The sequence below is a fragment of the Haladaptatus sp. ZSTT2 genome (assembly GCF_037081775.1).
Lineage (GTDB): Archaea > Halobacteriota > Halobacteria > Halobacteriales > Halococcaceae > QDMS2.
Genome location: NZ_JBAMHQ010000001.1, coordinates 1,740,867 through 1,767,417 on the forward strand (window position 1 = coordinate 1,740,867; position 26,551 = coordinate 1,767,417).

A 26,551-nucleotide genomic window follows, 5' to 3' on the forward strand; every position below is an offset into this window, starting at 1 on the left:
GAATTCTCAGCAAATCCATTCAATTTATTCGGACTCACCAAGAAGGTGCAGTTCAATGAAGCAACTCCACGCCAGATACCCGTTTCTCGCCACCTCACGTCAGGCGGTTCAAGAGGCGGGTGTCGACCTCGCAGAACTCGTCGCCCGCGAGGACGACCCTGTCGTCGAACGGGCGGTGGCGCGCGTGGAGGGCGCACTCACCGACGGCGACGTGGGCGAACCCGTGCGAAGCGTCCGCGACGAACTGCTCTCCTACCCGGTCGCACGCGTGCTCGTCTCACTCGTGGACGTTCACATCTGCACCCGGCGCTACGCCCGCGCAGAGGCCACAGCGGCCCACGAGCGGTTCACAGAGGAGTTCGAAGACCGAACCGAACTCAAGAGCACGCAGACCGAACGCCTCTCGTTCGACCAGTTGCTCGCCGAGTTCGACCTCACGAGTCACGTCCACGAAGACGGCGCGGGCTACCGCGTCGATGTGGCGACGTACCTCCTGCTCGCGGCCGATATGTGGGGCGACGAGTGGCGACTCGTCAACCGCGAACTCGCAGACGGGCAGGTGCCGGTGACGCAAGCCGAGTGTTATGATTTGCTCAAACAGGCCATCCAACACCGCATCGAAGACGGCCTGCCGCTGAACGTCCCCGACGCGATCGCGGAGTCGCTCACAGCGGAAGTTGAACACTTAGAAGAAGTCATCTCGGAACTCGACTTAACTCGGGAAATCGACACCGTCGTCCCCGACCTATTCCCGCCGTGTATGACCGCGCTGCTCGACAAGATTCAGAAAGGCGAGCACTTAGAACATCACTCGCGCTTTGCCATCACCGCGTTTCTCGCGAGCATTGGGATGAACACGGACGAAATCGTCTCGCTGTACGAGGTGAACCCCGGCTTCGGTGAGGACATCACGCGCTACCAGACAGACCACATCCGCGGGGCGACCAGCCCGACCGAGTACTCAGCGCCGTCGTGTGCGACCATGCAGTCCTACGGCGACTGCGTCAACAAAGACGACCGGTGTGAGACCATCTCGCATCCGATGGCGTACTACGAAAAGGCGCTTGACGACGCCGATGACGACGAACTCACCGACTGGCGCACAGAGCAGGCGGAAGCCGAGTCAGAAGAAGCCTAATCTTGCCGAGAGAGCCAGAAGCCAACCACGCCCATCAGTAGCACGAACGCGACGATTGTGCCGACGAGCGCGAGCGCGCCCTGACTCGACAGCGATTCTTTCGTGTATGTTGCCCCGATGACCACCACCGCAGCGACGAACAGCACGACCGCAAGCGTCGAGACGACGATTTCACGGACTGTGTCCCGCTCTAATTCCATGCACGGCGTTTTCTTCCCCGCTCCAAAAGCGCTTCGAACCCTGTGGCTCCCCTTCCAGTCGAAACATGGGGGGCGTTTACACGCCAATTACGTCGGAGAAAAACACTGATACGTCCGTGAGAAGAAGCCTTTACGTCTTTTGAACACCTATATTTCCTGTGGAGTGGTTGGCGGACGCTACGGCGAATGACGTGTCGCTACCCACACAGAAACTATGACGCCTTTGCAAGCAACACCAGCGTCACCAGCACGAAAAATCGCACTCGCCCCGGACACCTCGCGGATGGACCGCCGGTCTGCGCGTGCGTGGACGGAACGCATGGCCGTCCGACAGCTTCCTGATGGACGCTACGCCGTCGATAGCGAGAGCGGTGCGACGTACGTCGTCGACCTCGCTCACCACGAGTGTTCCTGCCCGGATTACGAACTCAGACACGCAAAGTGCAAGCACTTGCGCCGCGTCGCCCTCGAAATCACCCTCGGCCGGGTGCCCCCACCGGGCAAGTTCACCACCAAATGTGCGGTATGTGGCGACCGCGTCGTCGCCCGGCGGGGCGAGCCTCGCCCGTACCTCTGCAGTGACCACAAACTCGAAGCCGGTGACCGCGTGACCGACCGTGAGACGGGCGACCGACTCATCGTCTATCGCGTCACGACCGACCGCGCGGATGAGGTCGAGATTCCGTCCGCGAACACGACCGTCGCCGGGTATCCCGGCAACCACCGCTACGACGCAGCCGACCTCGTGGTCGAAGTCGTCTACCCCAGTGACACCCTGCGACGCACCCGACTGCGCCGGTACTCGTTCCCCTACTCGCGGCTCGCCCGACCCGCAGAAGTAGATGCCTCGCCGGAGTCGGCTCCGGACGTGGCGCAAGCGGCCTAGGTCTCGTCGCTCAGGTCTGACAGCCGCGTTTTCTTTGATTTTCCAATCAGTTCGTCCAAGTCTTCGCCTTCTGCGAGCGCCGTCTCCTTTTTGACGCGGTAGTTCCCGCCGTCGGTGACGTAGAGGTCTGCGGGGTGGAAAAAGTACCAGTCCTCGCGGTCAAAGCGCACCGCGATGCGCGGTTTCGCGCCGAAGTTCTGCGAGAAGTACACGAGGGCTTCGACCTCTTCGCCCGTGAGATAGATGGGTCGCCCGGAGGAAGACTTCGCCTCGATTGCGTAGAACACGTCGCCGTTGCCGGCGAGCACGTCGGGGAGTTCGCGGGTGGTCGCCGCGCCGCTCGCGGGGGCGCGCATGACCGCGAATCCGGCGTCGTCGAGGAGGTTCACGAGTTCGCGCTCGCGCCGATTCCCCTTCGAGTTGGAGTTTGCCATTCGTGGCTCAGAGTGGTCGCCGGGGACGTATAAAAGGCCCTACCCGCCGGGGGTGTCGGCCACCTTGGGGGCCAGACGACTTTTACTGGCAATCGGTGAACCTGCGCGTAGCACCATGAGTGGCGAACCAAGCGCGGGCGAGGAACCAGTCACGGCCCAAACCTCCTCGAAGACGATTCTCTCGCGGCAAATCGATGAGGGGTTGAACGAACTCACGCGGCCCCGCACGGGGTTGTTTCTCTCCGCGCTCTCTGCGGGCCTCGACATCGGCTTTGGCCCGCTGTTGATGGCCGTCATCATCACCATGGCGGGCGACGTGTGGAGCGAGCCACTCCTGCACCTCGCGCTCGCAAACGCCTACGCTGTGGGCTTCATCTTCGTCGTCCTCGGGCGCTCTGAGCTGTTCACCGAACACACAACCCTCGCCGTGTTGCCCGTGTTGAACCGTGATGCCACGCTCGCCCAACTCGGCCGCCTGTGGGGCATCGTGTATGCTGGCAACATCATCGGCGGCATCGTGTTCGCCGCCATCGCCGTCACCGCCGCGCCGTCGTACGGTATCGCGGACGCCGCTGCGTTCGTAGAGATTTCGGGGAAACTCACCGAACACTCGACGTGGGGGCTGTTCACCGCCGCGATTCTCGCTGGCTGGCTCATGGGTCTGCTCTCGTGGCTCGTCGCCGCCGCCCAAGAGACCATCAGCCGCGTCTTTTTCGTCTGGCTCGTCACCGTTACCATCGGGATGGCCGGACTGCCCCACAGCATCGCGGGCAACGTCGAAGTGCTCGCGGGACTGTTTTTAGTCCCCGAACTCGGCGTCCTCGACTACCTGCACTTCCTCGTGCTCGCAACGGTGGGCAACGCTATCGGCGGCGCTGTGTTCGTCTCACTGCTCAAATACGGCCACGTCGTCCGTGGCGCAAAATAGCGTCGTGACCCTACGTTCCGTGGTCCCAGCTACCGAGATAGTCGGCTTGGGCCTCTGAGAGCGCATCGAAGTCGATGCCCTCTGCCTCCAGCTTGATTTCTGCGACGCGGCGGTCGAGTTCGTCTGGAACCTCGTGGACGCCTGCGTCGTACTTTTCAGCATTCTCGACGAGTTCTTCGACCACGACGGCCTGCACGCCGAAGCTCTGGTCCATCACTTCGACCGGATGGCCGAGTGCGATTGGGCTTGCGAGGTTGACGAGACGGCCTTCGGCGAGGACGTTCAGGTCGCGCCCGTCGGCCATTTCGTAGGCCATGACACCGTCGCGTGCCTCGTAGACGTTCGCTGCGAGGTCGTCGAGCTGGTCGAGATTGATTTCGACGTCGAAGTGGCCCGCGTTTGCGAGCAAGACGCCGTCTTTCATGACCTCGAAGTGCTCGCGGGTGATGACGTCGCGGTTGCCGGTGGTCGTGATGAACACGTCACCGATTTCTGCGGCGTCGGCCATTGGCAGCACCTCATAGCCCTCCATGTGGGCTTCGAGCGCGCGGCGTGGGTCGACTTCCGTGACGACGACGTGGGCGTTCTGACCAGCGGCCTTCTTCGCCACACCCTTGCCACAGTAGCCGTAGCCGGCGACGACCACGGTTTTGCCCGCATAGGAGAGGTTCGTCGTCATGGCGATTGTCGCCAAACTGGACTCGCCGGTGCCGTGGATGTTGTCGAACAGGCGCTTCATCGGCGTGTCGTTCACGGCGAAGACGGGGTACTTGAGTTCGCCGTCGCGGTCCATCGCGCGCAGGCGGTGGACGCCCGTGGTCGTCTCCTCTGCGCCGCCGATGATGGTGTCGATGAGCTCGGGGTGGCTCTCGTGGATGGCGGCGACCATGTCCATGCCGTCGTCTACGGTGATGGTCGGCTCGTGGGCGATGACGGCCTCGATGGCGTCGTAGTACTCGTCGCTGTCGACGCCGCGGACGGCGTAGGAGGTGATGTTGTCGTTCGCGTCGAGCGCGGCGCTCACGTCGTTGTGCGTCGAGAGCGGGTTGCAGCCCGTGATGGCGACTTCCGCGCCGCCGAGGGCGAGCAGTTCGACGAGGTTCGCGGTTTTCGCTTCGACGTGCATCGCCATCCCGATGACGTGTCCGGCAAACGGCTTTTCGGCTTCGTACGTCTCGCGGAGCGCCTGGAGAATCGGCATGTGCTGGAGCGCCCAGTCCATCTTGCGGCGCCCTTCAGCGCGAGCGGTCTCGACGTCGTCGAGATGCTCGCTCACTGGCGGATAGGCTTCACTCATGGGCGAAGAATTGTACAGGCGGGTGAAAACGCTACCGAACTCGACTACCGTGCCTGAAAATTGGTGGGTGAAAATCGGGGTGTGGGAGATCCCACGGCGGGAGCGGGGTGCCTCTGAGTGAGTGTGTTTTCAGTCGCTTTCTTCGGTCTCTTCGTCGTCTTCGTCGCTGTCGTCAGCACCCTTGTCCTGTTTGTCTTTCGGGCCAGCGTGGTCGGGTCGCTTGTCTTCGTTGTCGCGGGCGTTGTCTGCGCGCTTGTCGCTGCGGTCGTCGTCGTGGTCAGCACGGTCGGATTTGTCGTCGCGGTCGTCGGTGCTATCTGCTTGGTCGTGTTTCTTCGCGTGGTCGTTCGCCTTGTCTTTCTGGTTGTGGACGAACTCGCGCACCATCTGACCGAACGGTTTGTCGTCGTCAAGGTCGTCGCGGTCTAACAGGTGGTGGACGAATCGAGAGACGTGCTGGCCGAATGGCGCATCGTCATCGTACGTCGGCTCCCAGTCACCGAGGACGGTGGTCATGGTCGCGTTCTCGCCGTTCGCGGTGGCGACGAGTTCGACTTCGACTGCCTCGTCCGGGGTTGCGAGGATCACCGTGCCGTTCTCGTCGGTCGTGTAACTACCTTCGCCCGTGTAGCTGGCATCACCGAGGGCGGTGACGTTCACGGTCGCGTCCGCGACCGGCTCTGTGCCGTTGGTCACCGTGACGGTAGCGTCTTCTTCGGTCTCGCTCACGTGGATGGCGAGCGGTGCGTCGTTACCCGCCGTCGACATCGAGTCGTTTCCGGCGGTGTCGTCTCCGGCGAACGCAGCCACCGGGCCGACGGTGGCGAGCAGCATTACCAGGACGGCGGCGACTGCGAATAGCTTTGGTTTCGAGCTCATCGATTCAGTGATATTCTGGAAAAGGGATAAATACAGATTTTTGTTCAGTTCAGTTTTGTGTGGTTCTTTCAGTTCATCCGAGAAAAAATAGCCGCTCAAATCAGGTTTAACGGTTCAAAAACACTTCTCGACGTTTATATCGAATGTTGTGTCTTCGGACACATACTGTCCCCGGCTCACGATAAAAATCCAACAATTCGGAAACGTGCCGGAACTTAGACTCGCTCTACGAGTGCATGGGCGGCGTCGGCAGCGCGTTCACGAATGGCGTCTTCGTCTGCGACGAGTACGTCGCGGTCGCGCATGAGTACCTGTCCGTCACAGACGGTGTGGCGCACGTCAGACCCGCGGACTGCGTAGGCGAGGTGGCTCACGTAGTCGTGGGCGGGCGTCAGGTGTGGCGCGTCGAAGTCCACGACGGCGATGTCGGCTTTCGCGCCTTCCTCGAGGCGACCCACGTCGAAGCCGAGCGCGTCTGCGCCGCCTTGCGTCGCCATCTCCACGACGGCTTCCGCGGGCACGGCGCTCGCATCCTGTGCGGCGAGTTTGCCGAGCATCGCGGCGTCGCGCATCTCATCGAAGAGGTCTAAGTCGTTGTTCGAGGCCGCGCCGTCCGTGCCGAGTGCGACGGTTACGCCCGCGTCGCGGAGTTTCTGGACGGGGGCCATTCCGCTCGCGAGTTTCATGTTCGAGGCCGGGCAGTGGACGACAGCGGCTTCGCGGGCTGCGAGCAGGGAAATCTCGGTTTCATTGAGGTGGACGCCGTGGGCGAAGAAGTCGTCTGCTTCCAGCATGCCGAGGTCGTCTGCGTACTCGATGGGGCGTTCGCCGCGTTCTTCGACGATTGGCTCGACTTCGTTCACCGTCTCGTTCGCGTGGTAGTGTAGCGAGAGGCCCGCCTCGCGCACCTGCGGGATGAAGTCGCGGTAGTATTCTTCGCCGACCGTCGTGAGGCTGTGGGGCATCACAGCCGTCTTGATGCGGCCGTCTGCCGCGCCGTCGAACTCGGTGGCCACGTCGAAGGATTCGTTGATGTCGTCCCATGCGGCCTCTTCATCTCTGCCAATCGTGACGATGCCGTGACCGATGCGGGCGCGGACGCCCAACTCCTCGACGGCGGCGGCAACCTCTGGAACCTCGAAATACATGTCTCCGAACGTCGTGACACCGGCTTTGAGCATTTCGACGATGCCCAACTCGGCTCCGGCGCGCACGTCTTCCGGCGTCAACTCGGCCTCTGCGGGCCAGATGTCCTCTCGCAGCCACTCCCCGAGCGGCTTGTCGTCGGCGTAGCCACGCAGGAGCGTCATCGCAACGTGGCAGTGGGCGTTTACGAGCCCCGGCATGACGAGTGACCCCGACGCGTCGAGCGTTTCGTCGCCGTCTTCCACGTCACCCACGGCGAGAATCGTGCCCGAGTCTTGGTCTACGAGCACGTCTGCGGCTTCGACCGAAAAGTCCGGTCGGAGCACCGTCCCGCCGGTAATCTGGAGCGTAGTCATGGCCGGAGATTCTGTGTCGGCTGGCGAAAAGCCACCGGTCTGTCACGGACGAAACACAGTTGCCCCTTCGCCTCCTTCGCCCGAACATATGCGCATCGCCGTGCCGAACAAAGGCCGACTGCACGACCCGACGATTGACCTGCTCGAACGCGCAGGACTCCATGTCGTGGACGGCGCAGACCGCAAACTCTACGCCAGCACGGTTGACCCCGACGTGACGATTCTGTTCGTCCGCGCCGCAGACATCCCCGAGTACGTCGCAGACGGTGCGGCAGACATCGGCATCACGGGCTTAGACCAGAAACACGAATCCGGGGTCACGAACCTCACCGACCTCTTAGACCTCGGCTACGGCCAGTGTCGCCTCGTCCTCGCCGCGCCCGAAGACGGCGACATCGAGGAAATTTATGACTTGGAGGGGAAAACCGTCGCCACCGAGTTCCCGAACATCGCGCGCAACTACTTCGCAGAACGCGACATCGACCCTGACATCGTGGAGGTCACGGGCGCGACCGAACTCACCCCGCACGTCGATATGGCCGACGCCATCATCGACATCACCTCAACGGGGACAACGCTTCGCGTCAACCGGCTTGCCATCCTCGACGAAGTGCTGAACAGCTCTGTCCGGCTGTTCGCTCGCGATGACGTGGTTGACGACGCCAAGGTGGACCAAATCAAGACCGCGCTCAACTCCGTGTTACACGCAGAGGGCAAGCGCTATCTGATGATGAACGTCCCGCGCGACCAGCTAGACGCCATCCGCGAGGCGCTCCCCGGTCTCGGCGGGCCAACGGTCATGGACATCGCGGGCGGCGACGCCGTCGCAGTTCATGTGGTCGTTGACGAACGCGACGTGTTCGAGACCATCACCGAGGTCAAACAGCTCGGCGCGTCCGGGATTTTGGTGACCGAAATCGAACGCCTTGTCGAATAATCAGACGGGTGCGGTACTGAGCAGCGCCAAGAGGTTTGCGAGGACGAGCGCGATGAGCACCGTCACGGTGTAGTGGATGACCGTGATGAGGCCGCCCGTTTTGAGCCTGACGCGATAGACGAAGCGAATGGCGAGGAAGTCTGCGAGAAAGCCCATCACGAGCATCACCGCGACGGGGTACTGTTGGAGCAGAATCGTCACGAGTGCGGGCACGGGCCCGACCATGAGCGCGCGGGTGACGGGCACGTCTCCGAGGACGTAGCGGGCGGCGATGTGCGCCGTGAGTGCGTAAAAAAGCGCCCCAAGGACGAACGTTCCGGCGACCGCGAGCAGGCCGCCTTCTGCGGGAGTGACCTGCAATGCGGTAGAGTCCATACTGGGTGTTGAGTGCTCGAAAAGGCTTGTGTGTGGCGAAAGTTACTCGAGCAGGCCGAGTTCTTCCAGCCGCGAGACGATTTTGTCGACGGCGTGCTCTGCGTCGACGGGCTGTTTCCCGCCGGTGATGACGAGTTTGCCGGAGCCAAAGAGAAGGGCGACGACTTTCGGTTCGTCAATGCGGTAGACGAGGCCCGGGAACTGCTCTGGTTCGTACTCGATGTTCTCTAAGCCGAGGCCGATGGCGATTGCGTTCAGGTTGAGGTTGCGCCCGAGGTCGGCGCTCGTGACGATGTTCTGGACGACGATTTCCGGGTCTTCGTCGACGTCAATGTTGAGTTCACGGAGTTTGTCGAACACGATGTTCAGGCTCTCGTGGACGTCGTCGGTACTCTTCGCGCCAGTGCAGACGATTTTGCCGGAGCGGAAGATGAGTGCGGCAGATTTCGGGTTCTGCGTACGGTAGACGAGACCGGGGAACTGCTCGGGGTCGTAGTCCGCCCCCTCAAGGTCCATTGCGACAGACTGAAGGTCGAGTTCCTGACCGATGCCTGTGGAGGCAACGACGTTCTCGATATTAATAGTCTCCTTGGGGTCAGTCATGTTTCGTTTAAAAACTTGTATTTAAGGTTTATAAATGTTGGTGCCCGGTTCCGACAGGTTCCGGCGTATTTAACCGATACGCTCTTTGTTCGAGGTTTCAGAGTGCGGACTGTGTACGTCCTGGAACTCGGCGGCGAAGATCACGCCTTCGCCGCCTGCGAGGCCGAAAGCGCCGCCACGAGCGTCTCCGTGATGGCCACCGGCCTCGCTCGCTGTGGCAGTATCGACCCCGATGCCGTCTCCCGACTCGCCTACACCCACCGCGCGAGCGAACTCGTTGGCCACACCGACGCCTCGGTCGCAAGCGCCCGCACCCTCCTTTCTGCTGCCACATTCGACCGCGAAGGGAGCGTCGCCGTCCGCGCCCGCAACATCCAGCGCACCGCGAACGTCTCGACGCAGCAGGCAGAGCGCGAACTCGGCAGCGTGCTCGTAGACCGCGGCTTCAGCGTCGATTTAGACGACCCAGACCACACGCTTCGCGCGCTGTTCGCAGACGACGTGTGCGCCCTCGGCTGGGAGGCCGCCGCGAGCGTCCGCGACTTTGGTGATCGGAATCCGACCACTCGCCCCTTCTTCCAGCCCGGGTCGATGGCACCGCTGCTCGCCCGCGCCCTCGTCAACATCGCCGGTGGCGGCCCCGGTCGAACCATCGTCGACCCGATGTGTGGCACCGGCGGTGTGTTGCTCGAAGCCGGACTCATCGGGTCGCGCGCCATCGGTAACGACGCCCAGTGGAAGATGGTGCGAGGCACCGAGGAAAATCTCGGAACGCTCCTCCCCGACGACGCCGACTTCGGCGTGATTCGCGGGGACGCAACCGCCCTCGCGCTCCGGGACGACGTTGCAGACGGCGTGGTGTTCGACGCACCGTACGGTCGCCAGTCGAAAATCGCCAACCTCGACCTCGAAACACTCGTCGAAGGCGCGCTCAGTGAAGCCCGCCGCGTCGGGAGCAAATGCGTCCTCGTCGCAGACCGCCCGTGGGCCGAAGCCGCCCGTGCGGCGGGCTGGGAGGTCACCCACGCCTTCAAGCGCTACGTCCACGGGACGCTCACGCGCCACATCCTCGTCCTCTCTCCTCAGGACATGTCGCCGGGGTCGTCCGACTCGTAGAGTTCGCGCACTTCTCTGAAGTAGTCATCATCCGTTATCTGGTACAACTTACCGAGCTGGATGAGGTGGACGCCGTGGTAGTAGTCGTTGCCCCGATACGGGTCTGGGTACCGCTCTGTCTGGCCGAGTTCCCAGCGTCGGTGGCCGTCTAAGCCATAGTAGCTCACCTCACCGGGCACGCGCCAGTTTTCTGCGTACTGTTGGATGGTCGTGACGCTCGCGTCGAGCAGACGTTTCGCCTCTGCGGATTTCGTGTGCAGCCAGTAGTCGTACAGCCCCCAGATACCGATGCAATAGCCATTCAAGACGTGCGTTGGCGGCTCGAAGGGGTACTCCTCAACCCAGTAATATCCATCTGAATCGACCATCGTCGTCCAAGGGCCGTCGGTGGTGCTTTTGACGGACTTGAACGTCTGGAAGACGCGCTGTGCGAGTTTCTTGTACTTCTCGTCGCCGGTGAGTTCGTGGAAGTAGGTGTACGCAGAGAGGCCCACGCCCTGGCACATGCCGGAGTACCACGGCGCTTTCAGCTCGGCGCTTGAGCCGGCTTTGTCGAGGCGATAGGAGAAGTACAGGCCGTCGTTCTCGCCAACGGCGGCGTCGTCAACGAGGGCCTGTGACATCTCTTCTGCTTTTTCGAGATACGCCGCGTCGCCCTCGGTGCGATAGCAGTGCAGACAGCGCAGGAGCCACCGCGTCGTCCGCAGCGGGAAGTGGCCGGTTTCGCCGTCCACCGTGGCCGGAATGAGGTTCGGCACGCTGTCAAGGGCGTCCGGTGAAGTCCGACACTCCGGCGGTGAATTGCGGAATGCACCGAAAAACTGCGGGCGCTTTTCGTACGGTAACTCACGGTAGGTGTACTCGGTTCGCTGGATGGGGACCTCGCCAACCAGCGCTTCGTGAGTTGGTTCCGGCGACTCGGTGGTCGTCTGCGTTTCCGTGGTGTGTGTCTCTGTCGGCTCGGTGGTTGTGGTTCGGGTAGTGGTCGCTCCCGAGTCGTCGCTGTTGGGGGGTAACTGCGAACACCCGGCGAGGCCGAGTGCGCCCGCGAGCGCGAGCAACCGCCGCCGAGAACTCGTGAGGCGGTCACTGGGTGGCCGCTTACCCATCGTGTCTGTTCACGCTCCTCGTTTCCATTGCTGTCAACAGTTCTGAAGTATCTCGACCCCCCACCAGGGAACCGAGAACCCCGAGGTGGGTTCGTCGGTCGTGTCGTAACATTCACTCCACTGTGACAGACAGTCACTGTAAATGTTTTTTGGTCAACATTTACGTCCACTAATCGGAGAGGTCACTGTACTAGTGTGACTAAAATCGCGTGACTACGGGCAGTTCTGCATTTTCGTCAAGTTGAACTGGGATGTGGGGATGCCTCACAGTCATCGACACACACCAGTCACCACCGCTCGTTTTGCGTGTCGCATTTCGTGTCGATACCCCGCCCATCCGAGCAACGCTTTAGCCCGTGTCTGTCATCTCTTTGAATAATGTCTGACGCCGCGTCTGCTGGCCGGTGGCGTGCCCTCTTCCTCATCGCACTCGCCGAGTTACTCATCATGTCGCTGTGGTTCTCCGCGACGGCGGCCGCCCCCGAACTCGCCACCGAGTGGGGACTCACTCCGAGTGAATCGGCGTGGCTCACCACCTCCGTCCAACTTGGCTTCGTCACCGGAGCGCTGCTCTCTGCGATTTTCACCCTCTCGGACGTGATTCCCCCAAAATACCTCATCGCTGGGTCGGCGCTCGTCGGGGCGGGCGCGACCGCCGCCATCGCCGCGTTCGTCTCCTCGCTTCTCCCCGCCGTCGCGCTCCGCTTTCTCACCGGGATGGTGCTCGCGGGCGTCTACCCGCCCGGCATGAAACTGCTCGCAGGCTGGTTTCGCGCGGGCCGCGGCATGGCCGTGGGCGTCCTCGTTGGCGCAATCACCGTCGGCTCTGCGCTCCCCCACCTCATCCGCGTCATTGGCGGCGTTGGCAACCCACGCGCCGTCTTGTTCGGTGCGGCGGGCGTCGCCCTCGTCGGCGCGGCCATGGCGCTGTTCGTGACCGAAGGCCCCTACCAGTCGCCCGCCGCCCCGTTCGACCCGCGAGCGACGGTGCGCATCCTCCGCGACCGCCCGACCCTGCTCGCAAACGGCGGCTACTTCGGCCACATGTGGGAACTCTACGCCGTCTGGACGTGGATTCCTGTCTTCCTCGTCGCCAGCCTCGCCGCGGGCACGCCCGGAACCGCGCAAACCGCCGGCCTGCTCGCTTTCGCCACCATCGCCGTTGGCGGATTTGGAGCGCTCTTTGCTGGCCTCGCCGCAGACCGCCTCGGCCGAACCACCATCACGAGCGCCAGTATGACCGTGAGCGGCCTGAGCTGTCTCACCGCGGGATTCGTCTTCGGCGCACCACTCTGGATTCTCACCCCGTTTGTCTTGCTCTGGGGGTTCGCCGTCATCGCCGATTCAGCGCAGTTCTCGGTGTCAATCACCGAACTCGCAGACGGCAGCTACGTCGGCACGGCGCTCACGCTCCAGACCGCAATCGGCTTCCTGCTCACGATTGTCTCGATTCAACTCATCCCGATTCTCGTGGAGTTCGTTGGCTGGCAGTGGGCGTTTGCGCCGCTCGCCATCGGCCCCGCGCTCGGGACTCTCTCGATGCTCAGACTGCGGATGCGCCCAGAGGCAGAGCGGTTGGCTGGCGGCCGAAAATAGCTTACCGACCCAACTCAGCGAGCAAGTGAGAAATGTGAATCCGGTCGCTCGTCCCCTCCGCCAAATCCATATCAATCTCACCTGCAATCTCGTGGAGGTGTGCGAGGTTCTCGCCACTGTAGCGCGAGCGCGCCACCGACAGAATATCCTGTAACACCTCACCGCCGCTGTAGCCCTCGTCTACGAGCAGGTCGTCGAGAATCTTGCGCGCGTCGGTGAACTGGCGTTTTTCGGCCTTTGCGACCATCGTCTCGACCTGTTCTTTGTTGCCGATGTCACCGAGGGTCTCGTAGGCGGTCTGCATCGTGATTTCGCCCGCGTCCTCGTAGGTGGTTTGCGCCCCCAAAATTGCCTTTCGCAAGTCGCCCCCGCCATAGCCCGCGAGGTACTGGATGCCGTCGTCGTCGTGGTCAACTTCCTCTGCGTCAACGATTCGCTGGAGCACGTCCGCGGACTCTTTGGCGGTCGGTGCGCGCACGGGAACCGGGAAACACCGCGATTTGATAGGCGGAATCAACTTGGTGGGTTGGCGCGTCGTGATGACGAACTGCGTCGTCGCGTGGTGGCGCTCCATCACCCGGCGCAGCGCCTGCTGGAAGTCCTCGCGGATGGCTTCTGCGTTGTCGAGGAGGATGGTTTTGTAGTTCCCCGACACCGGCGCGTAACTCGCCGATTCCTTGAGGACGTGGTTTATCATGTCGCGCTTCGGGAGGTCGCTTTTCCCGGTCAGGAAGTGCTCGAAGCGCGGGTCGTTCGTGATTTCTTTCTTGGTTCGGTTGAAGAAGTCAGCGACGTTGATCTCGACCAAGTCGTTATCCGGGTCGTCGTGTGCGGCCGCGGCGAGTGCGCGCACGGCGGCGGTTTTTCCGCTTCCCTGTGGCCCGTGGAGGACGAGATTGAGCGGTTCGTCCACCGCTCGCGTGAGGTAGTCGCGTACCTCCGGCTGGGGGAGCTCAGAAAGCGTTGGCGCGTGCGTATCGGTCCACAGCGGCCCGTCCATTAGTGCAAGAAAGGAACGGCGGGGGTAAGAATCGGTCGGTTATGCGGCCGTCTCGGTGCCCTGTCCGTTGCCGTTCGCCGAGGCGTTTGCCGCCGCCGAAAGCGAGATTTCCGCTTCGCCTTCTGCGTCGCCGGAGACGGCTTTCACCTCCACGTCGCCTTCGGCGGGTGCGCTGAAGGTGAGCGTTCCGTCCTCATCCGTGGTTCCGACTACTTCGCCGTTCATGGTCACGTTTGCGTCCGCGACGGGTTCGCCCGCCTGCGTGACTTTCACGGTCGCGTTCTCGTTTGCGACGACTTCGCCGACAAACTCGACGGAGAGGTCGTCTGCGTCGTCAGATTCCTCACCCTCGTCGTCTTCTTCGGCGTCGGCTTCCTCATCGTCCTTCGCGCCGATGTCGGTGTACGGAATGTTCGCGCCGGATTCGCTCACGACCGGCTTGATGACGTACTTCCCGCTGTTGCCCGCAGAGTGGACGGTGATGTCGTAGACGAAGTCGGTCTCTGACTCCGCGTCAACCGTGAACTCGGATTTGATTTTGAGCGTGTTGCTCGGGAGTTTCACGTTCACTTTCTCGCCGTCGGTGAGCGTTCCGTTCACGTCTGAGATGTGGAGGCGTACCTCGGTGTACGTGCCCGCTTCGAGGTCGAACTCGGAGAGCTTCTCTGCGTTTTCGCCCTGCAACTGCGTCAGGTCGAACGTTTTCGCGTCAACATCGTAGGTTTCCCAGCCGTCGTCGCTCTCGGATTCGTCTTCAGTCTCGGTCTCCGCCTCGGTCATCGTCGCCGTCTCCTCGGTCTCCGTTTCGTCGTCTTGGAGTGCGGCTTCCTCGGCGGTGGTTTGGGTCACCGTCGTTTCGGCGGTCGTTTCCGCCGTCGTCTCGGTCGCCGTTTCGGTCGCGGTCGTCTCCGTTGCAGCCGTCTCCTCAGCTGTCGTCGTCTCGGTCTCCTCCGTGTCGTCGCCACCAGCCTTGCGGAACGACACCGCGTCCACCGTGACGTTCAGGTGTTCGAAATCGCCGATGGCGTTCTCTTGGTCAGAAATGTAGAAGTTTACCGTTCCCGTCGTCGCGGCGTCGCCGCCGCTCGCCGTCGTTGTCTCGTCTGTCGGTCCCATTCCGCCGGTACACCCTGCGAGGACGAGCAGGGCGGCCATGAGCAGCGAACCAATCAGTTTCTGTGACATACGCTTCTTTCGTAGTATTCCTACAGGATAAGAACTATCCTTTGTTTCCGACCGTTTCAATCGGTTCACGTCGGCTGTTTTTCCCGTTGAACGATTCGACAGGTCACAGGCTGTTTCCGAAGCGCGTTTAATCCTCCATCGCCCAAATTCGGGCAATGCGCGTGACGTTTCTCGGAACGAGTGGGGCGGTGCCGACCACCGAGCGCAATCCCAGTGCGCTGATGGTCAACCGCGAAGGCGAGCGACTGCTGTTCGATGCCGCCGAAGGCACCCAGCGACAGATGATGCGCTTTGGAACCGGGTTCGCCGTCTCCCACCTGTTCGTCACGCACCTCCACGGCGACCACGTCCTCGGAATTCCCGGCCTCGTCCAGACGTGGGACTTCAACGGGCGCGACGACCCGCTCATGATTCACACGCCAACCGGCACCCGCCGCGAAATCCGGAATCTCGTCGAAGCGACGGGCGCACACCCCTCCTACCCCGTCCACATCAACGAAGTCGAACCCGACGAGGTCGCCTACGCGGGCGAGGACTACGAGGTTCGCACCTTCGAAACCGACCACCGCACCACGTCGGTCGGCTACGCGCTGGTCGAAGAAGACCGCAAAGGCCGATTCAACCGCGAAAAAGCAGAGGCACTCGGCGTCCCAGTCGGCCCACTCTTTCAAGAACTCCACGCCGGTAACCCTGTGGAACTCGAAGACGGCACCGTCGTCGAACCCGAGCAAGTCGTGGGCAAGCCCCGACCCGGCCGCCGCTTCGTCTACACCGGCGACACCCGTCCTTCCCCAGAGGTCATCGAGGCGGCCACCGACGCAGACCTGCTCATCCACGACGCGACGTTCGACGACGAGCGCGCAGGCCGCGCCCGCGAGACGGGCCACTCGACGGGCACCGAAGCGGGCGAAGTGGCGAAAAAAGCGGGCGTCAAACGCCTCGCGCTGACGCACATCTCCTCGCGGTATGCCGGCAACGCGGGTCTCATCCATTCGGATGCTGTTGCCGCGTTCGATGGTGACGTGTTCGTCCCTCACGACGGCCAAACCGTCGATGTCCCTTACCCGGATGACTGACACCCGGCGCACCGTCGCCGTCATTCTCGCGTGGCAGGTCGCCGCGAGCGTCTGCTACTACAGCGTGTTCGCCGCGACGGGCCTCATCCAATCTGGATTCAGCCTCTCGAAATTCTCGCTCGGCCTCGTCGTCTCGACGCTCACCCTCGGCTACACCCTCTTTCTGTTCCCGATGGGCGCGGCCGTCGATGGCCTTGGCGAAAAACGCGTCATGACGGCGGGGCTCGTCGCGCTCGCCTTCGGCGTCCTTGGGGTCACCCTCGCCTCCTCGTTTGCCTTTTTGCTGGGCGCGGTGTTCGCCCTCGGCGCGGCCTACGCGACCGCGATGCCCTCGACCAACCGCGCCATCGTCGAGAAGGTGCCAAACTCAAAGCGCAATCTCGCCCTTGGCATCAAACAGGTCGGCGTCTCCGCTGGCGCAGGCGCGAGCGCGCTCGTCGTCACCGGCCTCGCCGCCCGCGCTGGCGTGCCGTGGGATGCGGGATTTTATGTCGCCGCCGGCCTCGCTTTTCTCGTCACCGCCGCATTCTCACAGGGCTACCGCGACGGGAGCGCTGGAACGGGCGCACTCGCCATCCCGGACGTGCGCGGCCTCGCGGACAACCGAGCCTACGTCCTGCTCATCGTGGGCGGGGTGTTCCTCGCCGCGACGCTGTTCACGATGACGGGCTACCTCGTGCCCTACCTCACCGAATCCATCTCGATTTCGGTGGGCGTTGCGGGGCTTACCCTCGCACTCGTCCAAGTGATGGGGAGTACGGGAAGAATCGCCTTTGGCGGGCTCGCAGACCGGCTCCCGGGCGAGTCGGTGCGCGGGAGCGCACTCATCATGGTCGTCCTCGCGCTCTGCTCTGCGGCGCTGTTTTTCCTCCTTCCGCTGGCCGACGCCCGCCTAACCGCGATTGCTGTGTTCGCGCTGCTCGGCCTCTCAGTCCTCGGCTTTACGGGCCTGTACCACGCCTCGGTGACGATGCTCGTCGCGCCCGACGAGGTGGGGGCGGCCACCGCAGGCGCGCAGACCGCACTCAACTCCGGCGCGCTCGTCATCCCGCCCTTGTTCGGCTACGTCGCGGACGTGAACGGCTACGCTGCGGGATGGCGCGTGCTCGTCGTCTTCGCCCTCGTCGCCGCTCTCTTCTTTGGCGGCGTGGTCAGACAAACCGCCTGAGGCGGGTGCCGCCGTGAGTTTAAGTAACAAGGCGCCCTAACCGACCGTGTGAGTACTCGAACGAGTGCCCTCGACGCCCTGATTTTCGGGGTTGACGTGCAAAGCGGCGACATCCGGGGTGACGCGCCCTCCTTCGCCCTCGTTGCTTTCACCGGCGAGTCACTCGACCGCGATGTCGTCACCTTCCGCAAGCTTCGTCGGCTCATCCAGCACGACCAACCGGCCATCGTCGCCACCGACAACATGTACGAACTCGCCGCGGACAAGGACGCCCTCGTCCACTTTCTGCGCGAACTCCCGAGCGAGACGAAACTCGTGCAGGTGACCGGCGACGAACGCCCCGAACCCCTTTCAAGGGTAGCCTCGCGCCACGGCGTCCCCTACGGCAAAGACCCGATGCAGGAAGCAGAAGCGGCGGCCCGACTCGCCGCTGCGAACGTCGGTTATGAGGTGTCTGCGTTCACGAACACGACGAGAATCAAGGTGTCGCGCGGGCGCTCGACCGGCAAAGGCGGCTGGAGCGAAGACCGCTTTACGCGGCGGATTCACGGCGCGGTTAGAACCCGTACTCGCGAAGTCGAAGCCACGCTCAAAGACGTTGGCCTCGACTTCGAGAAAGCCGTGACCGAGAAGTACGGTGGCTATTCAAGGGCTATTTTCACGGTCGAGGGCCGGCCCGCAGAGATTCCAGTGACGACCCACCGCTCCGGTGACGTGCGCGTCGAAATGGAGCGCGAGCGCCGCGACGGCATCGAGTTTCGCCCGCTTGCACAGCGCCGCGACCACGTCCTCGTGGGCATCGACCCCGGGACGACCACCGGCGTCGCCATCGTCGGCTTAGACGGCGAAGTGCTCGACGTGCTCTCTACGCGCACCGCGGATACGGCGGCGGTTATCGAGTGGATTATCGAGCGCGGCCGACCGATTCTCGTCGCCGCGGACGTGACGCCGATGCCAGAGACCGTCGAGAAGTTCCGTCGCAGTTTCACTGCGGCGGCGTGGGAACCGACGAGCGATTTGCCCGTCGATGAAAAACAACACCGCACCCGCGAGGAGGGCTACGACAACGACCACGAACGCGACGCGATGGCCGCGGCGCTGTTCGCCTACGACGCCCACGAAGACCAGTTCGACCGCATCGCGCGGAAAGTCCCCGCGCCTGTAGACCGCGGCGAGGTGACCGCCCGTGTGCTCGCCGGTGGCGAAACCGTCGAAGCCGTGTTGGACGACTTACTGGCAGACGACGACCCGGAAGAGGAGCAGACGGAACACACAGAGCGCGAGCTGACGCGCGAAGAAAAGCGTATCAAACGCCTCGAAGCACAGGTCGGTCGGCTCCAATCACACGTCGAAGACCTTCGTGAGACGATTGCAACGAAAAACGAGCGCCTCACCGAGTACGAAACTGAGCTATCACAGGCCCGCCGCGAGGAGCGAAAAGAGGCGCGCGAGCGCCGCGAAATCACCCGCGTCGAACGCGATAACGAGCGTTTGAAGCGCGAACTCGCCGCACAAAAATCGACGAACGAAGAACTCGCTGACAAACTCGAACGGCTCAAAGACCTCTGGCGCATCGACCACTCGAATCTTGCAGACGTCGCGGGCGGCACCGACCTCGTCTCGGTCAAACCCCTCTCACAGTTCACGAAAGGCGCAATTTCGGAGACGAAAGACCGCTACGGACTGGCGAAAGACGACGTGATTTATCTCAGGGACGCGAGCGGGGCGGGCCGGAGTACCGCGGAAGCGCTCGCCGCAACCGAGCCACGCGTCGTCCTCAAACACGGGACGCTTTCCGACGCCGCGGAAGCGGTGTTGTTTGCCCACGACATTCCTGTCGGAGATTCGACAAAAGTTACGATTCAAGAGATAGACGACCTCGCGGTAGCGCGCGAAAGTGACGTGAATGCCGTCATCGATGCGTGGGAGACGCGCGCCGAAAAACGCCAGAAAGAGCAACAAGAGGCGATGATAGACCGCCTCATCAGCGAGCATCGTGCTGGGCACGGTGAGAGTGACTAGATCTAATTAAAAACGGTTGTCAGCTAGGGGCACGTTTAACCCATTCACCCCCCTACGTATCCATGCTACTTCCAACAGTGTGGCATTTTTCCACGTTGGAGTGGCATTAGGTGCCGGAAACGGCCCCTCCCCCCTACCCCACTTTACACCCTGTTAGAGACACCTCTTCCCGGAGAGGCAGTTGTCTGTTGCGCGCGCACCCGTACAAAGGCGATGCCTATGTGTGTAGGTTTCCTCCGCCATCCTTGTCGAAAAACGCCGCTAACCGCTTTCGTTGGGCCGCTCTCAGGTGTTGGTGGAACGTTGCAGAGGAGATTCCCATCGACGCGGCGATTTCCTCTGCGGTCGAACCACGTGGCCAGTCGAAGTAGCCCGCGTGGTAGGCAGCGCTGAGTGCGTCGCGCTGGCGGTCGGTCAGTTGCTCGTTGAGTTTGTGCCTGTACTCGCGCGTGGTCTCGACCGGACGGTCACGCTCGCGTTTTGCGGTGAGCGTGGCATTCGGGTAGATATCAGACACCGCGTGGACGGCGGCGTGGATGTCTGCTTCGGGCGCGAACTCGACGACGATACGGGTCACGCCGTCTGTCGACACTGTGCGCGTAATCTGCCCGCCGAGGTCCATGAGCGACTTGGTCGCAGACGGGGCCGACACGTTGAACTCGAACAGGGCCGTCCCGTTGTCTTCGCGGATGCGTCTCAGTGTTGTGACCTCGGGAAACGCGCGCGCGGTCTGCTCTACTCTGTCGGCTGGCGCACCGCTCACCTCACAGTAGAGGACGATTCCGCCGTCGTTGCGAGTCACGAGTTGGTGTATCTCGATGTGACACGGCGCTTCGCGCGAGAGCTTTGCGAACACGGCGTTTTCGTCTGTGATTTCGAATTCGAGTTCGATGACCGAATCGGTGAACAACAGCCGCCGTGCTTGGCTGGCGTTGATGGCGTAGCCAATCGTCTCGCCGAGTTCGGAGAGCACGTCGAGTTCTCCGGTGGTGAACGCATCCTCGCGGTCGGTCGAGATGACCAACACGGCGTACACCGTCGTGTCGTACACCAGCGGGATTGCCACCGACGACGTGCCACCGAGGCGCAGTGACTGGTGTTGGATTGACTCGGGAATGGCCGTCATCTTCAAAACGTTGTCTGCGAGGTAGTACGTTCCCGTCGTGAACACCTTCGCCGAGGGCCACTGCTCTGCGTCTTCGGGGCTGTTTCGGGCGAGCGATTTCAGCGTGTCGTAGTAGGCATCATCGACGCCTGCGCTCGCTCGCGGAACCACCCCCATGCCGCTCGCGTGTCGCACGCCAATCCACGCGAACGTATAGAGGTCTGAGGCGGCGATACAGTCACAGACGGCGGTTTCGATCTCCTCCTGCGTCGTCGCCCCGACGAGCGAGTGGTTGATGTCTCTGATGACGCTGTTAATCTGATTGACCGTCTGTAGCTCCGCGTGCTGCTCGATGAGCGCTTGTTCGCGCTCCTTTCGCTCGGTGATGTTTTCGACCGAGACGACGACGAATGCGACCGACCCGTCGTCGTCAAAAATCGGGGCAGCGTTCAGCGAACACCACAGCCACTCGCCGTCGCTCCGGGGGATTTGGTACTCTTGGTTGTAGAGTGGCTTCCCGGTGAGAATCACCCGCCGAATCGGGAGGTCTGCTTTCGGGACGTGGGTTCTCGTCTCGTCGTACACGGGCCACTCTTCGAGCCGGGTGATTTTCGCGACGATTTTGTCCTTTGCCGCGCCAAGCAGGTCTGCGAGACGGTCGTTTACGCGAACGATTGTCGCATCGCCATCAAAGACGGCGATGCCAACCGGACTGGTTTCGAGAATCGTCGACGTAATCGCTTCCGACTGGGCGGCGTCGGTTTCGCGCGCCACTAGCTAACGTTGTGCAAGGGAGGCTGATAAAGTCTGTGCAGGTGACGATACATCAGCACCGAACACAGTCTCAGACGCTATCTAAAGGGCCAGCAAGCTTTTACCAGTTGTGCAACGATTGAGAAATATGGTTTCGTTCGCCCTCGCTGGTGGTCCCGATTTGGGGGTGTTGCTGGTTCTCTTCCTTATCTTTAACACGGTGTTAGCGGTGCTTGCTGGGTCGTGTGTCTACAGAGACGCACAACGAAGCGGGAAAAAGCGCGCGTCGTACTGGGGGGCGTTTGTGGGCACGCTGTTCTTGCTCAACGTGATGACGGGGACGGCCGGGCTGTTCGCGTATCTGCTCTCGCGCAACTAGAACATCCCGCCCATCCCGAACGCAGAGAGCAGCCCCGAGACGAGTCCTTTTGCGACGAGCCCAACGCCGACGAGCACGAGCGCGAGTCCGGCGGCGATAAGCGGGTCTGCAACGGCAATCACACCGAGTCCGGCGACCAGCACGACGAGGCCAACGAGGCCTGCGGTACCGAGTTTGTCCAACATACTCCGGGACTTTCGGCGCGGACGCTTAAGTGCGATGATGGCGGCTCAGAACTCGTTGACGACCGGAATGCCGACCGACTCGAAGTCCGATAAGGCCGCGAGCTTCTCGGGGACGGCATCGAGCGAAACCGTCTCCGAGACGATTTTGCCGGGGTCGAGGCTCCCGTTTGCAATCATGCGGAAGATTTCGTCGTAGCGGTTTGGCTGCATCCCGAACGCACCGTAGATCTCTTTTTCGCCCATGGCGATGGCGTCTATCGGGAGTGCAATTTCGCCCTGTTCGTCGCTCGTCGTCAGCCCGATTTGGAGGTGCTGGCCGCCTTTCACGAGGCAGTTCACCGAGTTCTGGCACGTCTCTTCGATGCCGAGCGCATCGACCGAGACGTTCGCCCCGCCGCCCGTGAGGCGCTTTATTTCGCGGGTGACCGAATCGACCTCGGTGGCGTTCACCGTCTCGTGTGCGCCCAGCTCGCGGGCCTTGTCGAGTTTGGACTCCCCGATGTCCACGGCCACGACGGTCGCGCCGAGCGCGGCGGCGATGTGCACTGCTGAAAGCCCAACGCCGCCACAGCCGTGGACGGCGACCCAGTCGCCGGCGTTTACTGAGACGCGGTGGGCGAGACCGTGGAAGGCAGTGGCGAACCGACAACCGAGCGCCGCGACCGAAACGGGGTCTACGTCGTCGGGGAGGCGGACGGCGTTGTGGTCTGCGTCGGGGAGCGCGAACTGCCCTGCGAACGCACCCTGTGCGATGCCGACGAAGCCAAGCGGGACGATGTTCTCACAGATGTTCGCCCGCCCCGCACGACAGTGCGGACAGGTTCCATCGGAGAGATTGAACGGCGTGGTGACGCGGTCGCCTTCCTCGAATCGCGTCACGTCAGAGCCGACCTCGCGGACGATGCCGACGGGTTCGTGGCCGAAAATCTGGCCGGGTTTCGGTTTCACGCCAACCCAGTCCCAGTCGCCCTGCCACGCGTGCCAGTCAGACCGACAGATGCCACACGCCTCCGTCTCGACGACGATGCCGTGTGACTGGCATTCTGGTTCCGGTACGTCCTCTATCGTGAGCGGTTCCCCCGCACCCTGAAACACTACTGCGCGCATTGGTACCAGTTCACTAAACGCGCGGTTAAGTGTGCGGGAGACGGCAGTCAGCGGTGTCCTCGCTCGCTCGAGGTTGCAAATCTTAAATGCCCTCCCGATAAACAGGCCCCCATGAGCGAGAACGAGAGCAATGAGGGCAGGAAAAACCTGCGGATGCCCGATGACGGTGAGGTGTTCGCGGTCGTCACGGACATGCTCGGCGCGAACCGGGTGAAAGTGCAGTGCATGGACGGGGTCGAACGCACCGCCCGCATCCCCGGTCGGATGCGAAAGCGCGTCTGGATTCGAGAGGATGACGTGGTCATCGTCGAACCGTGGGACTGGCAAGACGAGAAGGCGGACATCGTCTGGCGGTTCAAAAAGCAGGAAGCAGACCAGTTGCGCCGCGAAGGCCACATCACCGCGTGAAGTGCCACCGCTTTTAGGCGTAGACACCTTACGCTCCCGTAGATGAGCGATGACTACGGCCTCGTAGACACCGAGATGGAAGACGCCGACGAATGGGAGGAAATCGACGTCCCCGATAGCGAGGCAGACCGCATCGCAAAGAGCCACGACCGCGACTTCGAGGAGTTCGCCATTCGACTGAAGGACACAGAACAGTTCAAAGTCGAGGCGGCGGTGTTCGACGACGCGACGCTCGCGGCGCTCTACAAACTCGTCCAAGACGGCTACATCGACGCGTTTGGTGGGCCGATTTCCACCGGGAAGGAGGCGAACGTCTACCTCGCGGACGGGCCCGACGGCGAAGTCGCCGTGAAGGTGTACCTCATCAACACGAGCAACTTCCGCCAGATGCGCGACTACTTAGAAGGCGACCCGCGCTTCGAGGGGATTGGCAACCGCAAACGACAGGTCGTGATGGCGTGGGTCAAAAAGGAGTTCGCGAACCTCAAACGCGCGAAAAAGGCCGGCGTCCGCGTCCCAGAGCCAATCGCCACCGAGCGAAACGTCCTCGTCATGGAGTACCTGGGTCAGGGCGAGGACCGCGCCCGCCGCCTCGGTGAGGTACACATCGAGAATCCCGAAACCGCCTTCAACGTCGTCCGCGAATACATGCGCCGACTCTACGACGCGGGCCTCGTCCACGGCGACCTCTCTGAGTACAACATCATCGTCCACGAGGGCGAACTCACGGTCATCGACCTCGGCCAAGCGGTCACCGTCCACCACCCGAACTACCGCGACTTCCTCACCCGCGACTGTCGCAACATTGCGAACTTTTTCGCCCGACAGGGCATCGATACCGACACCGATTCGCTGCTCGCTCACGTCACCGGGCAGGAAGACTGACCCAGCGAAACGCAGTTATCGGAGAGTGACGTTTCCCCGTCATGAACGAATCTGTGGAGGACGTCGGCCCTGACGAGGCGTTCGCGCTGCTCGGCAACGAGACGCGCGTTGCCATCCTCCGTGCGCTCGCAGATACACGAGACGGTCCGTTGTCATTTTCCGCCCTCCGCGAACGCGTAGGCATGCGCGACTCCGGCCAGTTCAACTACCACCTCGGAAAGCTCACGGGCGTCTTCATCGACAAAGTCGAAGACGGCTACCGCCTGCGGTATGCCGGGTCGCACGTCGTTGGCGCGATTCACGCCGGGGCGTACGAACACGCTGCGTCAGTTGGCCCGTTCACCCTGCCCGACCCGTGCCCGGCGTGTGGCGGGGCGCTCGAATTCGCCTACGAGAACGAACGCGCGTCGGTCATTTGTGCGGCCTGCGAGCGAACCAGCTTAGACGGTGCCGTCCCACCGGGCGTGTTTGACGGGTACGACCGCGACGAGTATCCGCTCGTGTTCGACCGCTGGCTGCGCTCGAAAGCCCGCGGTGCGGTCGATGGCTTCTGTCTCTCCTGTGAGGGACGGACCACGCCCGAAGTTTTACTCGACGTTGACGCCCGTGGCACCGATGACCGGATGGCACGATTCGGCTGTAAGCGCTGTGATGAAGCCGTCTATATGACGATTCCAGAGGCGCTCTTGTTCGACCCGGCGGTGATTGCGTTTCACCACGACCACGGCGTGTCGCCAACTGCCGAACCGACGTGGCGTCTTCAGTGGCTCAAAGACACGGCCGTCGAAACCGTCTCAACCGACCCGCTCCGCCTGCGCGCCACGGGTCACGTTGAGGATGGCACGCTCACGGTCACCGTCGATGACTCGCTTTCGATTACCGACGAACACCGCGCATAATCTCTCCATTCTTACAGAATCTCGCTTCTGCAACGCACGCGACAGAAGTGATATCCTGCAATCATTTATGGCCGCTTTCTGCGTCACTGCAGCCATGCACTCGCTCTCTCGAAATGGGCCATTTCTCCGGCTCATGGCCGGGCGGCTCATCACGAATGCGGGCGACAGCCTCTACTATATCGCGGCGATGTGGCTCGTCTACTCGCTCACGGGGTCGTCCTTTTATACTGGTCTTGCGGGCTTTCTCACCCTTCTCCCGGGGGCGTTTCAGTTTCTCGCCGGACCGCTCGTCGATCGGCTGTCGATTCGCCGCGTGCTCGTCACGACGCAAGTGATTCAAGGCGTTCTCGTGCTCGCCATCCCGCTCGCCCACTACACCGGCCACCTCACGGTCTGGTTCGTGCTCGTGGTGATGCCCATCCTCTCTGCGCTCAACCAGTTGGTGTATCCCGCCCAAATCGTCGCGCTGCCGCGGCTCGTCGCTGACGACGAACTGGTGGCGGCGAACTCGGCGTTCTCGTTTGCCTATCAGGGTGTGGACTTCGTGTTCAACGCCGTTGGCGGCCTCATCGTCGCCTTCTTCGGCGCAGTTGCGCTGTTTCTCGCAGATTCGGTGACGTTCGCGGCCGCAGCGTTGCTCTTTTTTTCCGTTCGCGTGCCGCCTGCGGAGGACACGACTGAGACGACGGGCTCGCCCGTCCAGAATTACCTCACCGACTTGCGCGAGGGCATCGCCGCGCTTCGCAACTCGCCCCTGTTCATGCTCATCGTGGGTGCAGTCGTGGCGAACTTCGCCTTTGGCGGGGCGTTCGCGGTGTTTCCGGCGTACGCCGACACCCTCGGTGACTCTGCGGCCTACGGTTTCTTGCTCGCCTCGCTTTCTGGGGGGATGCTCGTCGGCGCGATTGCGGCGTCGTCGGTCGACCACTTCCCGATTGGCCGCCTCTTGGTGGTGAGCTACGCCGCCTCCGGGGCACTCTGGGTGGCGGCGATTCTCGCGCCCTCGCTCTCGCTGACCGTCGCGCTCATCGCGCTCGCCTCCGTGCCAATCGGCGCGACGAACGTGCTCATCATGACGCTCGTCCAGACGGGGATGCCAGAGCGTCTCGTCGGGCGGGTCACCTCGGTGCTCACGAGCATGGCCACGGTGGCGACGCCGCTCGGGGCGCTGCTCGGTGGGGCGGCGGCTGACGTGTACGGCACCCAGCCGGTCATGCTTGCGACGGGCGCGTCGTTCTTGTTCGTCGCGTTCTACGTGACCGCCCTCCCGACGCTCCGTCGGTTGGGGCCGGTTGGGGACGTAGAGTTCGGCGTCACAGCGGGCGCTGAGTGAGCGCGTCGGCCGTGTGCGAAGGCTTAAAACTGCGTGAGAAAGTAGA

General features: G+C 62.6%; 27 protein-coding genes. 14 read left to right on the top strand and 13 right to left on the bottom strand.

Features of this window, described 5'->3' with window-relative positions; genetic code table 11:
* Positions 1–55: 55 nt before the first annotated feature.
* Positions 56–1,138, top strand: a complete 1,083-nt coding sequence (gene priL, locus V5N13_RS09520) for a DNA primase regulatory subunit PriL (RefSeq protein WP_336360570.1) — start codon at positions 56–58, stop codon at positions 1,136–1,138.
* Here priL and V5N13_RS09525 read toward each other — a convergent pair.
* The gene (locus V5N13_RS09525; RefSeq protein ID WP_332897672.1) at positions 1,135–1,338 is read right to left on the bottom strand and encodes a DUF7472 family protein; all 204 of its coding nucleotides are present in this window, start codon (positions 1,336–1,338) and stop codon (positions 1,135–1,137) included. The two genes, priL and V5N13_RS09525, sit on opposite strands and share 4 nt — an antisense overlap.
* A 214-nt stretch (positions 1,339–1,552) precedes the next feature.
* Here V5N13_RS09525 and V5N13_RS09530 point away from each other — a divergent pair, with 214 nt between their 5' ends.
* Entirely contained in the window at positions 1,553–2,224 is a 672-nt protein-coding gene (locus V5N13_RS09530) for an SWIM zinc finger family protein (RefSeq protein ID WP_336360571.1), read from the top strand.
* On the opposite strand, the gene hjc is transcribed toward V5N13_RS09530, so the two are convergent.
* Entirely contained in the window at positions 2,221–2,658 is a 438-nt protein-coding gene (gene hjc / locus V5N13_RS09535; protein WP_332897674.1) for a Holliday junction resolvase Hjc, read from the bottom strand. The two genes, V5N13_RS09530 and hjc, sit on opposite strands and share 4 nt — an antisense overlap.
* Before the next feature lie 115 nt (positions 2,659–2,773).
* Here hjc and V5N13_RS09540 point away from each other — a divergent pair, with 115 nt between their 5' ends.
* On the top strand, positions 2,774–3,586 hold the full coding sequence (locus tag V5N13_RS09540) for a formate/nitrite transporter family protein (protein ID WP_332897675.1): 813 nt from the start codon (positions 2,774–2,776) through the stop codon (positions 3,584–3,586).
* Positions 3,587–3,596: 10 nt separating this feature from the next.
* On the opposite strand, the gene V5N13_RS09545 is transcribed toward V5N13_RS09540, so the two are convergent.
* The 3 genes from V5N13_RS09545 to V5N13_RS09555 all read right to left on the bottom strand — a co-directional run bounded on the left by V5N13_RS09545 (position 3,597) and on the right by V5N13_RS09555 (position 7,264).
* The gene (locus V5N13_RS09545) at positions 3,597–4,883 is read right to left on the bottom strand and encodes an adenosylhomocysteinase (RefSeq protein WP_336360572.1); all 1,287 of its coding nucleotides are present in this window, start codon (positions 4,881–4,883) and stop codon (positions 3,597–3,599) included.
* Between the two features lie 129 nt (positions 4,884–5,012).
* On the bottom strand, positions 5,013–5,762 hold the full coding sequence (locus V5N13_RS09550) for a hypothetical protein (protein WP_336360573.1): 750 nt from the start codon (positions 5,760–5,762) through the stop codon (positions 5,013–5,015).
* 215 nt (positions 5,763–5,977) lie between these two features.
* Positions 5,978–7,264: an amidohydrolase gene (locus V5N13_RS09555; RefSeq protein WP_336360574.1), complete on the bottom strand. Its 1,287-nt coding sequence runs from the start codon at positions 7,262–7,264 to the stop codon at positions 5,978–5,980.
* Between the two features lie 88 nt (positions 7,265–7,352).
* Between V5N13_RS09555 and hisG the strand changes: the two genes are divergently transcribed.
* Entirely contained in the window at positions 7,353–8,201 is an 849-nt protein-coding gene (hisG, locus tag V5N13_RS09560) for an ATP phosphoribosyltransferase (RefSeq protein ID WP_336360575.1), read from the top strand.
* On the opposite strand, the gene V5N13_RS09565 is transcribed toward hisG, so the two are convergent.
* Together V5N13_RS09565 and V5N13_RS09570 are read right to left on the bottom strand one after the other, a co-directional pair.
* Positions 8,202–8,576 (bottom strand): DUF7473 family protein, encoded by a 375-nt coding sequence (locus V5N13_RS09565; RefSeq protein WP_332897680.1) that lies wholly within the window; start codon positions 8,574–8,576, stop codon positions 8,202–8,204.
* A 42-nt stretch (positions 8,577–8,618) separates the two neighbouring features.
* On the bottom strand, positions 8,619–9,179 hold the full coding sequence (locus V5N13_RS09570) for a TATA-box-binding protein (RefSeq protein ID WP_332897681.1): 561 nt from the start codon (positions 9,177–9,179) through the stop codon (positions 8,619–8,621).
* A gap of 111 nt (positions 9,180–9,290) precedes the next feature.
* Here V5N13_RS09570 and V5N13_RS09575 point away from each other — a divergent pair, with 111 nt between their 5' ends.
* Positions 9,291–10,295: a THUMP domain-containing protein gene (locus V5N13_RS09575; protein ID WP_336360576.1), complete on the top strand. Its 1,005-nt coding sequence runs from the start codon at positions 9,291–9,293 to the stop codon at positions 10,293–10,295.
* Here V5N13_RS09575 and V5N13_RS09580 read toward each other — a convergent pair.
* Positions 10,262–11,404 carry a D-glucuronyl C5-epimerase family protein gene (locus tag V5N13_RS09580; RefSeq protein WP_336360577.1) on the bottom strand — a complete coding sequence of 381 codons (1,143 nt, stop codon included), beginning with the start codon at positions 11,402–11,404 and terminating at the stop codon, positions 10,262–10,264. The genes V5N13_RS09575 and V5N13_RS09580 overlap by 34 nt on opposite strands.
* Positions 11,405–11,782: 378 nt before the next feature.
* Between V5N13_RS09580 and V5N13_RS09585 the strand changes: the two genes are divergently transcribed.
* Positions 11,783–13,000 carry an MFS transporter gene (locus V5N13_RS09585; RefSeq protein WP_336360578.1) on the top strand — a complete coding sequence of 406 codons (1,218 nt, stop codon included), beginning with the start codon at positions 11,783–11,785 and terminating at the stop codon, positions 12,998–13,000.
* A gap of 1 nt (position 13,001) precedes the next feature.
* On the opposite strand, the gene V5N13_RS09590 is transcribed toward V5N13_RS09585, so the two are convergent.
* Together V5N13_RS09590 and V5N13_RS09595 are read right to left on the bottom strand one after the other, a co-directional pair.
* Positions 13,002–14,000: an AAA family ATPase gene (locus V5N13_RS09590; RefSeq protein WP_336360579.1), complete on the bottom strand. Its 999-nt coding sequence runs from the start codon at positions 13,998–14,000 to the stop codon at positions 13,002–13,004.
* Between the two features lie 39 nt (positions 14,001–14,039).
* The gene (locus V5N13_RS09595) at positions 14,040–15,185 is read right to left on the bottom strand and encodes a DUF4382 domain-containing protein (protein WP_336360580.1); all 1,146 of its coding nucleotides are present in this window, start codon (positions 15,183–15,185) and stop codon (positions 14,040–14,042) included.
* A gap of 155 nt (positions 15,186–15,340) precedes the next feature.
* On the opposite strand from V5N13_RS09595, the gene rnz reads away from it, so the two are divergent.
* Genes rnz through V5N13_RS09610 form a run of 3 tightly spaced genes read left to right on the top strand, consistent with a single transcriptional unit; the run spans position 15,341 to position 19,451 of the window.
* Complete coding sequence (gene rnz, locus V5N13_RS09600; RefSeq protein WP_336360581.1) at positions 15,341–16,261, top strand: ribonuclease Z; 921 nt, start codon at positions 15,341–15,343, stop codon at positions 16,259–16,261.
* Positions 16,239–17,429 (top strand): MFS transporter, encoded by a 1,191-nt coding sequence (locus V5N13_RS09605; protein WP_336360582.1) that lies wholly within the window; start codon positions 16,239–16,241, stop codon positions 17,427–17,429. The genes rnz and V5N13_RS09605 overlap by 23 nt, the downstream gene beginning before the upstream one ends.
* A gap of 48 nt (positions 17,430–17,477) precedes the next feature.
* Positions 17,478–19,451, top strand: a complete 1,974-nt coding sequence (locus V5N13_RS09610; RefSeq protein ID WP_336360583.1) for a DUF460 domain-containing protein — start codon at positions 17,478–17,480, stop codon at positions 19,449–19,451.
* A 217-nt stretch (positions 19,452–19,668) separates the two neighbouring features.
* On the opposite strand, the gene V5N13_RS09615 is transcribed toward V5N13_RS09610, so the two are convergent.
* A complete protein-coding gene (locus V5N13_RS09615) occupies positions 19,669–21,330 on the bottom strand; it encodes a bacterio-opsin activator domain-containing protein (protein ID WP_336360584.1) in 1,662 nt (553 codons plus the stop codon).
* 127 nt (positions 21,331–21,457) lie between these two features.
* On the opposite strand from V5N13_RS09615, the gene V5N13_RS09620 reads away from it, so the two are divergent.
* A complete protein-coding gene (locus V5N13_RS09620) occupies positions 21,458–21,688 on the top strand; it encodes a hypothetical protein (protein WP_336360585.1) in 231 nt (76 codons plus the stop codon).
* Here the strand turns inward: V5N13_RS09620 and V5N13_RS09625 are convergent.
* Together V5N13_RS09625 and V5N13_RS09630 are read right to left on the bottom strand one after the other, a co-directional pair.
* Positions 21,685–21,873 carry a DUF7470 family protein gene (locus V5N13_RS09625; RefSeq protein ID WP_332897692.1) on the bottom strand — a complete coding sequence of 63 codons (189 nt, stop codon included), beginning with the start codon at positions 21,871–21,873 and terminating at the stop codon, positions 21,685–21,687. The two genes, V5N13_RS09620 and V5N13_RS09625, sit on opposite strands and share 4 nt — an antisense overlap.
* Positions 21,874–21,918: 45 nt before the next feature.
* The gene (locus V5N13_RS09630) at positions 21,919–22,980 is read right to left on the bottom strand and encodes a zinc-dependent alcohol dehydrogenase family protein (protein WP_336360586.1); all 1,062 of its coding nucleotides are present in this window, start codon (positions 22,978–22,980) and stop codon (positions 21,919–21,921) included.
* A gap of 111 nt (positions 22,981–23,091) precedes the next feature.
* On the opposite strand from V5N13_RS09630, the gene eif1A reads away from it, so the two are divergent.
* From eif1A to V5N13_RS09650, 4 genes are all read left to right on the top strand, one after another.
* Complete coding sequence (gene eif1A / locus V5N13_RS09635) at positions 23,092–23,388, top strand: translation initiation factor eIF-1A (protein ID WP_332897694.1); 297 nt, start codon at positions 23,092–23,094, stop codon at positions 23,386–23,388.
* A 42-nt stretch (positions 23,389–23,430) separates the two neighbouring features.
* Positions 23,431–24,273 (top strand): serine/threonine-protein kinase Rio1, encoded by an 843-nt coding sequence (gene rio1 / locus V5N13_RS09640; RefSeq protein WP_336360587.1) that lies wholly within the window; start codon positions 23,431–23,433, stop codon positions 24,271–24,273.
* Positions 24,274–24,314: 41 nt separating this feature from the next.
* Positions 24,315–25,172, top strand: a complete 858-nt coding sequence (locus V5N13_RS09645; protein ID WP_336360588.1) for an ArsR/SmtB family transcription factor — start codon at positions 24,315–24,317, stop codon at positions 25,170–25,172.
* A gap of 94 nt (positions 25,173–25,266) precedes the next feature.
* Positions 25,267–26,505 (top strand): MFS transporter, encoded by a 1,239-nt coding sequence (locus V5N13_RS09650; RefSeq protein WP_336360589.1) that lies wholly within the window; start codon positions 25,267–25,269, stop codon positions 26,503–26,505.
* Positions 26,506–26,551 lie beyond the last annotated feature (46 nt).

Coding starts and splice junctions, on each gene's coding strand:
- rio1 (WP_336360587.1), top strand. CDS start 23,431: ATGAGCGATGACTACGGCCTCGTAGACACCGAGATGGAAGACGCCGAC.
- V5N13_RS09570 (WP_332897681.1), bottom strand. CDS start 9,179: ATGACTGACCCCAAGGAGACTATTAATATCGAGAACGTCGTTGCCTCC.
- V5N13_RS09555 (WP_336360574.1), bottom strand. CDS start 7,264: ATGACTACGCTCCAGATTACCGGCGGGACGGTGCTCCGACCGGACTTT.
- rnz (WP_336360581.1), top strand. CDS start 15,341: ATGCGCGTGACGTTTCTCGGAACGAGTGGGGCGGTGCCGACCACCGAG.
- V5N13_RS09605 (WP_336360582.1), top strand. CDS start 16,239: ATGTCCCTTACCCGGATGACTGACACCCGGCGCACCGTCGCCGTCATT.
- V5N13_RS09540 (WP_332897675.1), top strand. CDS start 2,774: ATGAGTGGCGAACCAAGCGCGGGCGAGGAACCAGTCACGGCCCAAACC.
- V5N13_RS09630 (WP_336360586.1), bottom strand. CDS start 22,980: ATGCGCGCAGTAGTGTTTCAGGGTGCGGGGGAACCGCTCACGATAGAG.
- V5N13_RS09620 (WP_336360585.1), top strand. CDS start 21,458: ATGGTTTCGTTCGCCCTCGCTGGTGGTCCCGATTTGGGGGTGTTGCTG.
- V5N13_RS09595 (WP_336360580.1), bottom strand. CDS start 15,185: ATGTCACAGAAACTGATTGGTTCGCTGCTCATGGCCGCCCTGCTCGTC.
- V5N13_RS09565 (WP_332897680.1), bottom strand. CDS start 8,576: ATGGACTCTACCGCATTGCAGGTCACTCCCGCAGAAGGCGGCCTGCTC.
- V5N13_RS09545 (WP_336360572.1), bottom strand. CDS start 4,883: ATGAGTGAAGCCTATCCGCCAGTGAGCGAGCATCTCGACGACGTCGAG.
- priL (WP_336360570.1), top strand. CDS start 56: ATGAAGCAACTCCACGCCAGATACCCGTTTCTCGCCACCTCACGTCAG.
- V5N13_RS09650 (WP_336360589.1), top strand. CDS start 25,267: ATGCACTCGCTCTCTCGAAATGGGCCATTTCTCCGGCTCATGGCCGGG.
- V5N13_RS09645 (WP_336360588.1), top strand. CDS start 24,315: ATGAACGAATCTGTGGAGGACGTCGGCCCTGACGAGGCGTTCGCGCTG.
- V5N13_RS09530 (WP_336360571.1), top strand. CDS start 1,553: ATGACGCCTTTGCAAGCAACACCAGCGTCACCAGCACGAAAAATCGCA.
- V5N13_RS09550 (WP_336360573.1), bottom strand. CDS start 5,762: ATGAGCTCGAAACCAAAGCTATTCGCAGTCGCCGCCGTCCTGGTAATG.
- V5N13_RS09525 (WP_332897672.1), bottom strand. CDS start 1,338: ATGGAATTAGAGCGGGACACAGTCCGTGAAATCGTCGTCTCGACGCTT.
- hisG (WP_336360575.1), top strand. CDS start 7,353: ATGCGCATCGCCGTGCCGAACAAAGGCCGACTGCACGACCCGACGATT.
- V5N13_RS09580 (WP_336360577.1), bottom strand. CDS start 11,404: ATGGGTAAGCGGCCACCCAGTGACCGCCTCACGAGTTCTCGGCGGCGG.
- hjc (WP_332897674.1), bottom strand. CDS start 2,658: ATGGCAAACTCCAACTCGAAGGGGAATCGGCGCGAGCGCGAACTCGTG.
- V5N13_RS09590 (WP_336360579.1), bottom strand. CDS start 14,000: ATGGACGGGCCGCTGTGGACCGATACGCACGCGCCAACGCTTTCTGAG.
- V5N13_RS09625 (WP_332897692.1), bottom strand. CDS start 21,873: ATGTTGGACAAACTCGGTACCGCAGGCCTCGTTGGCCTCGTCGTGCTG.
- eif1A (WP_332897694.1), top strand. CDS start 23,092: ATGAGCGAGAACGAGAGCAATGAGGGCAGGAAAAACCTGCGGATGCCC.
- V5N13_RS09585 (WP_336360578.1), top strand. CDS start 11,783: ATGTCTGACGCCGCGTCTGCTGGCCGGTGGCGTGCCCTCTTCCTCATC.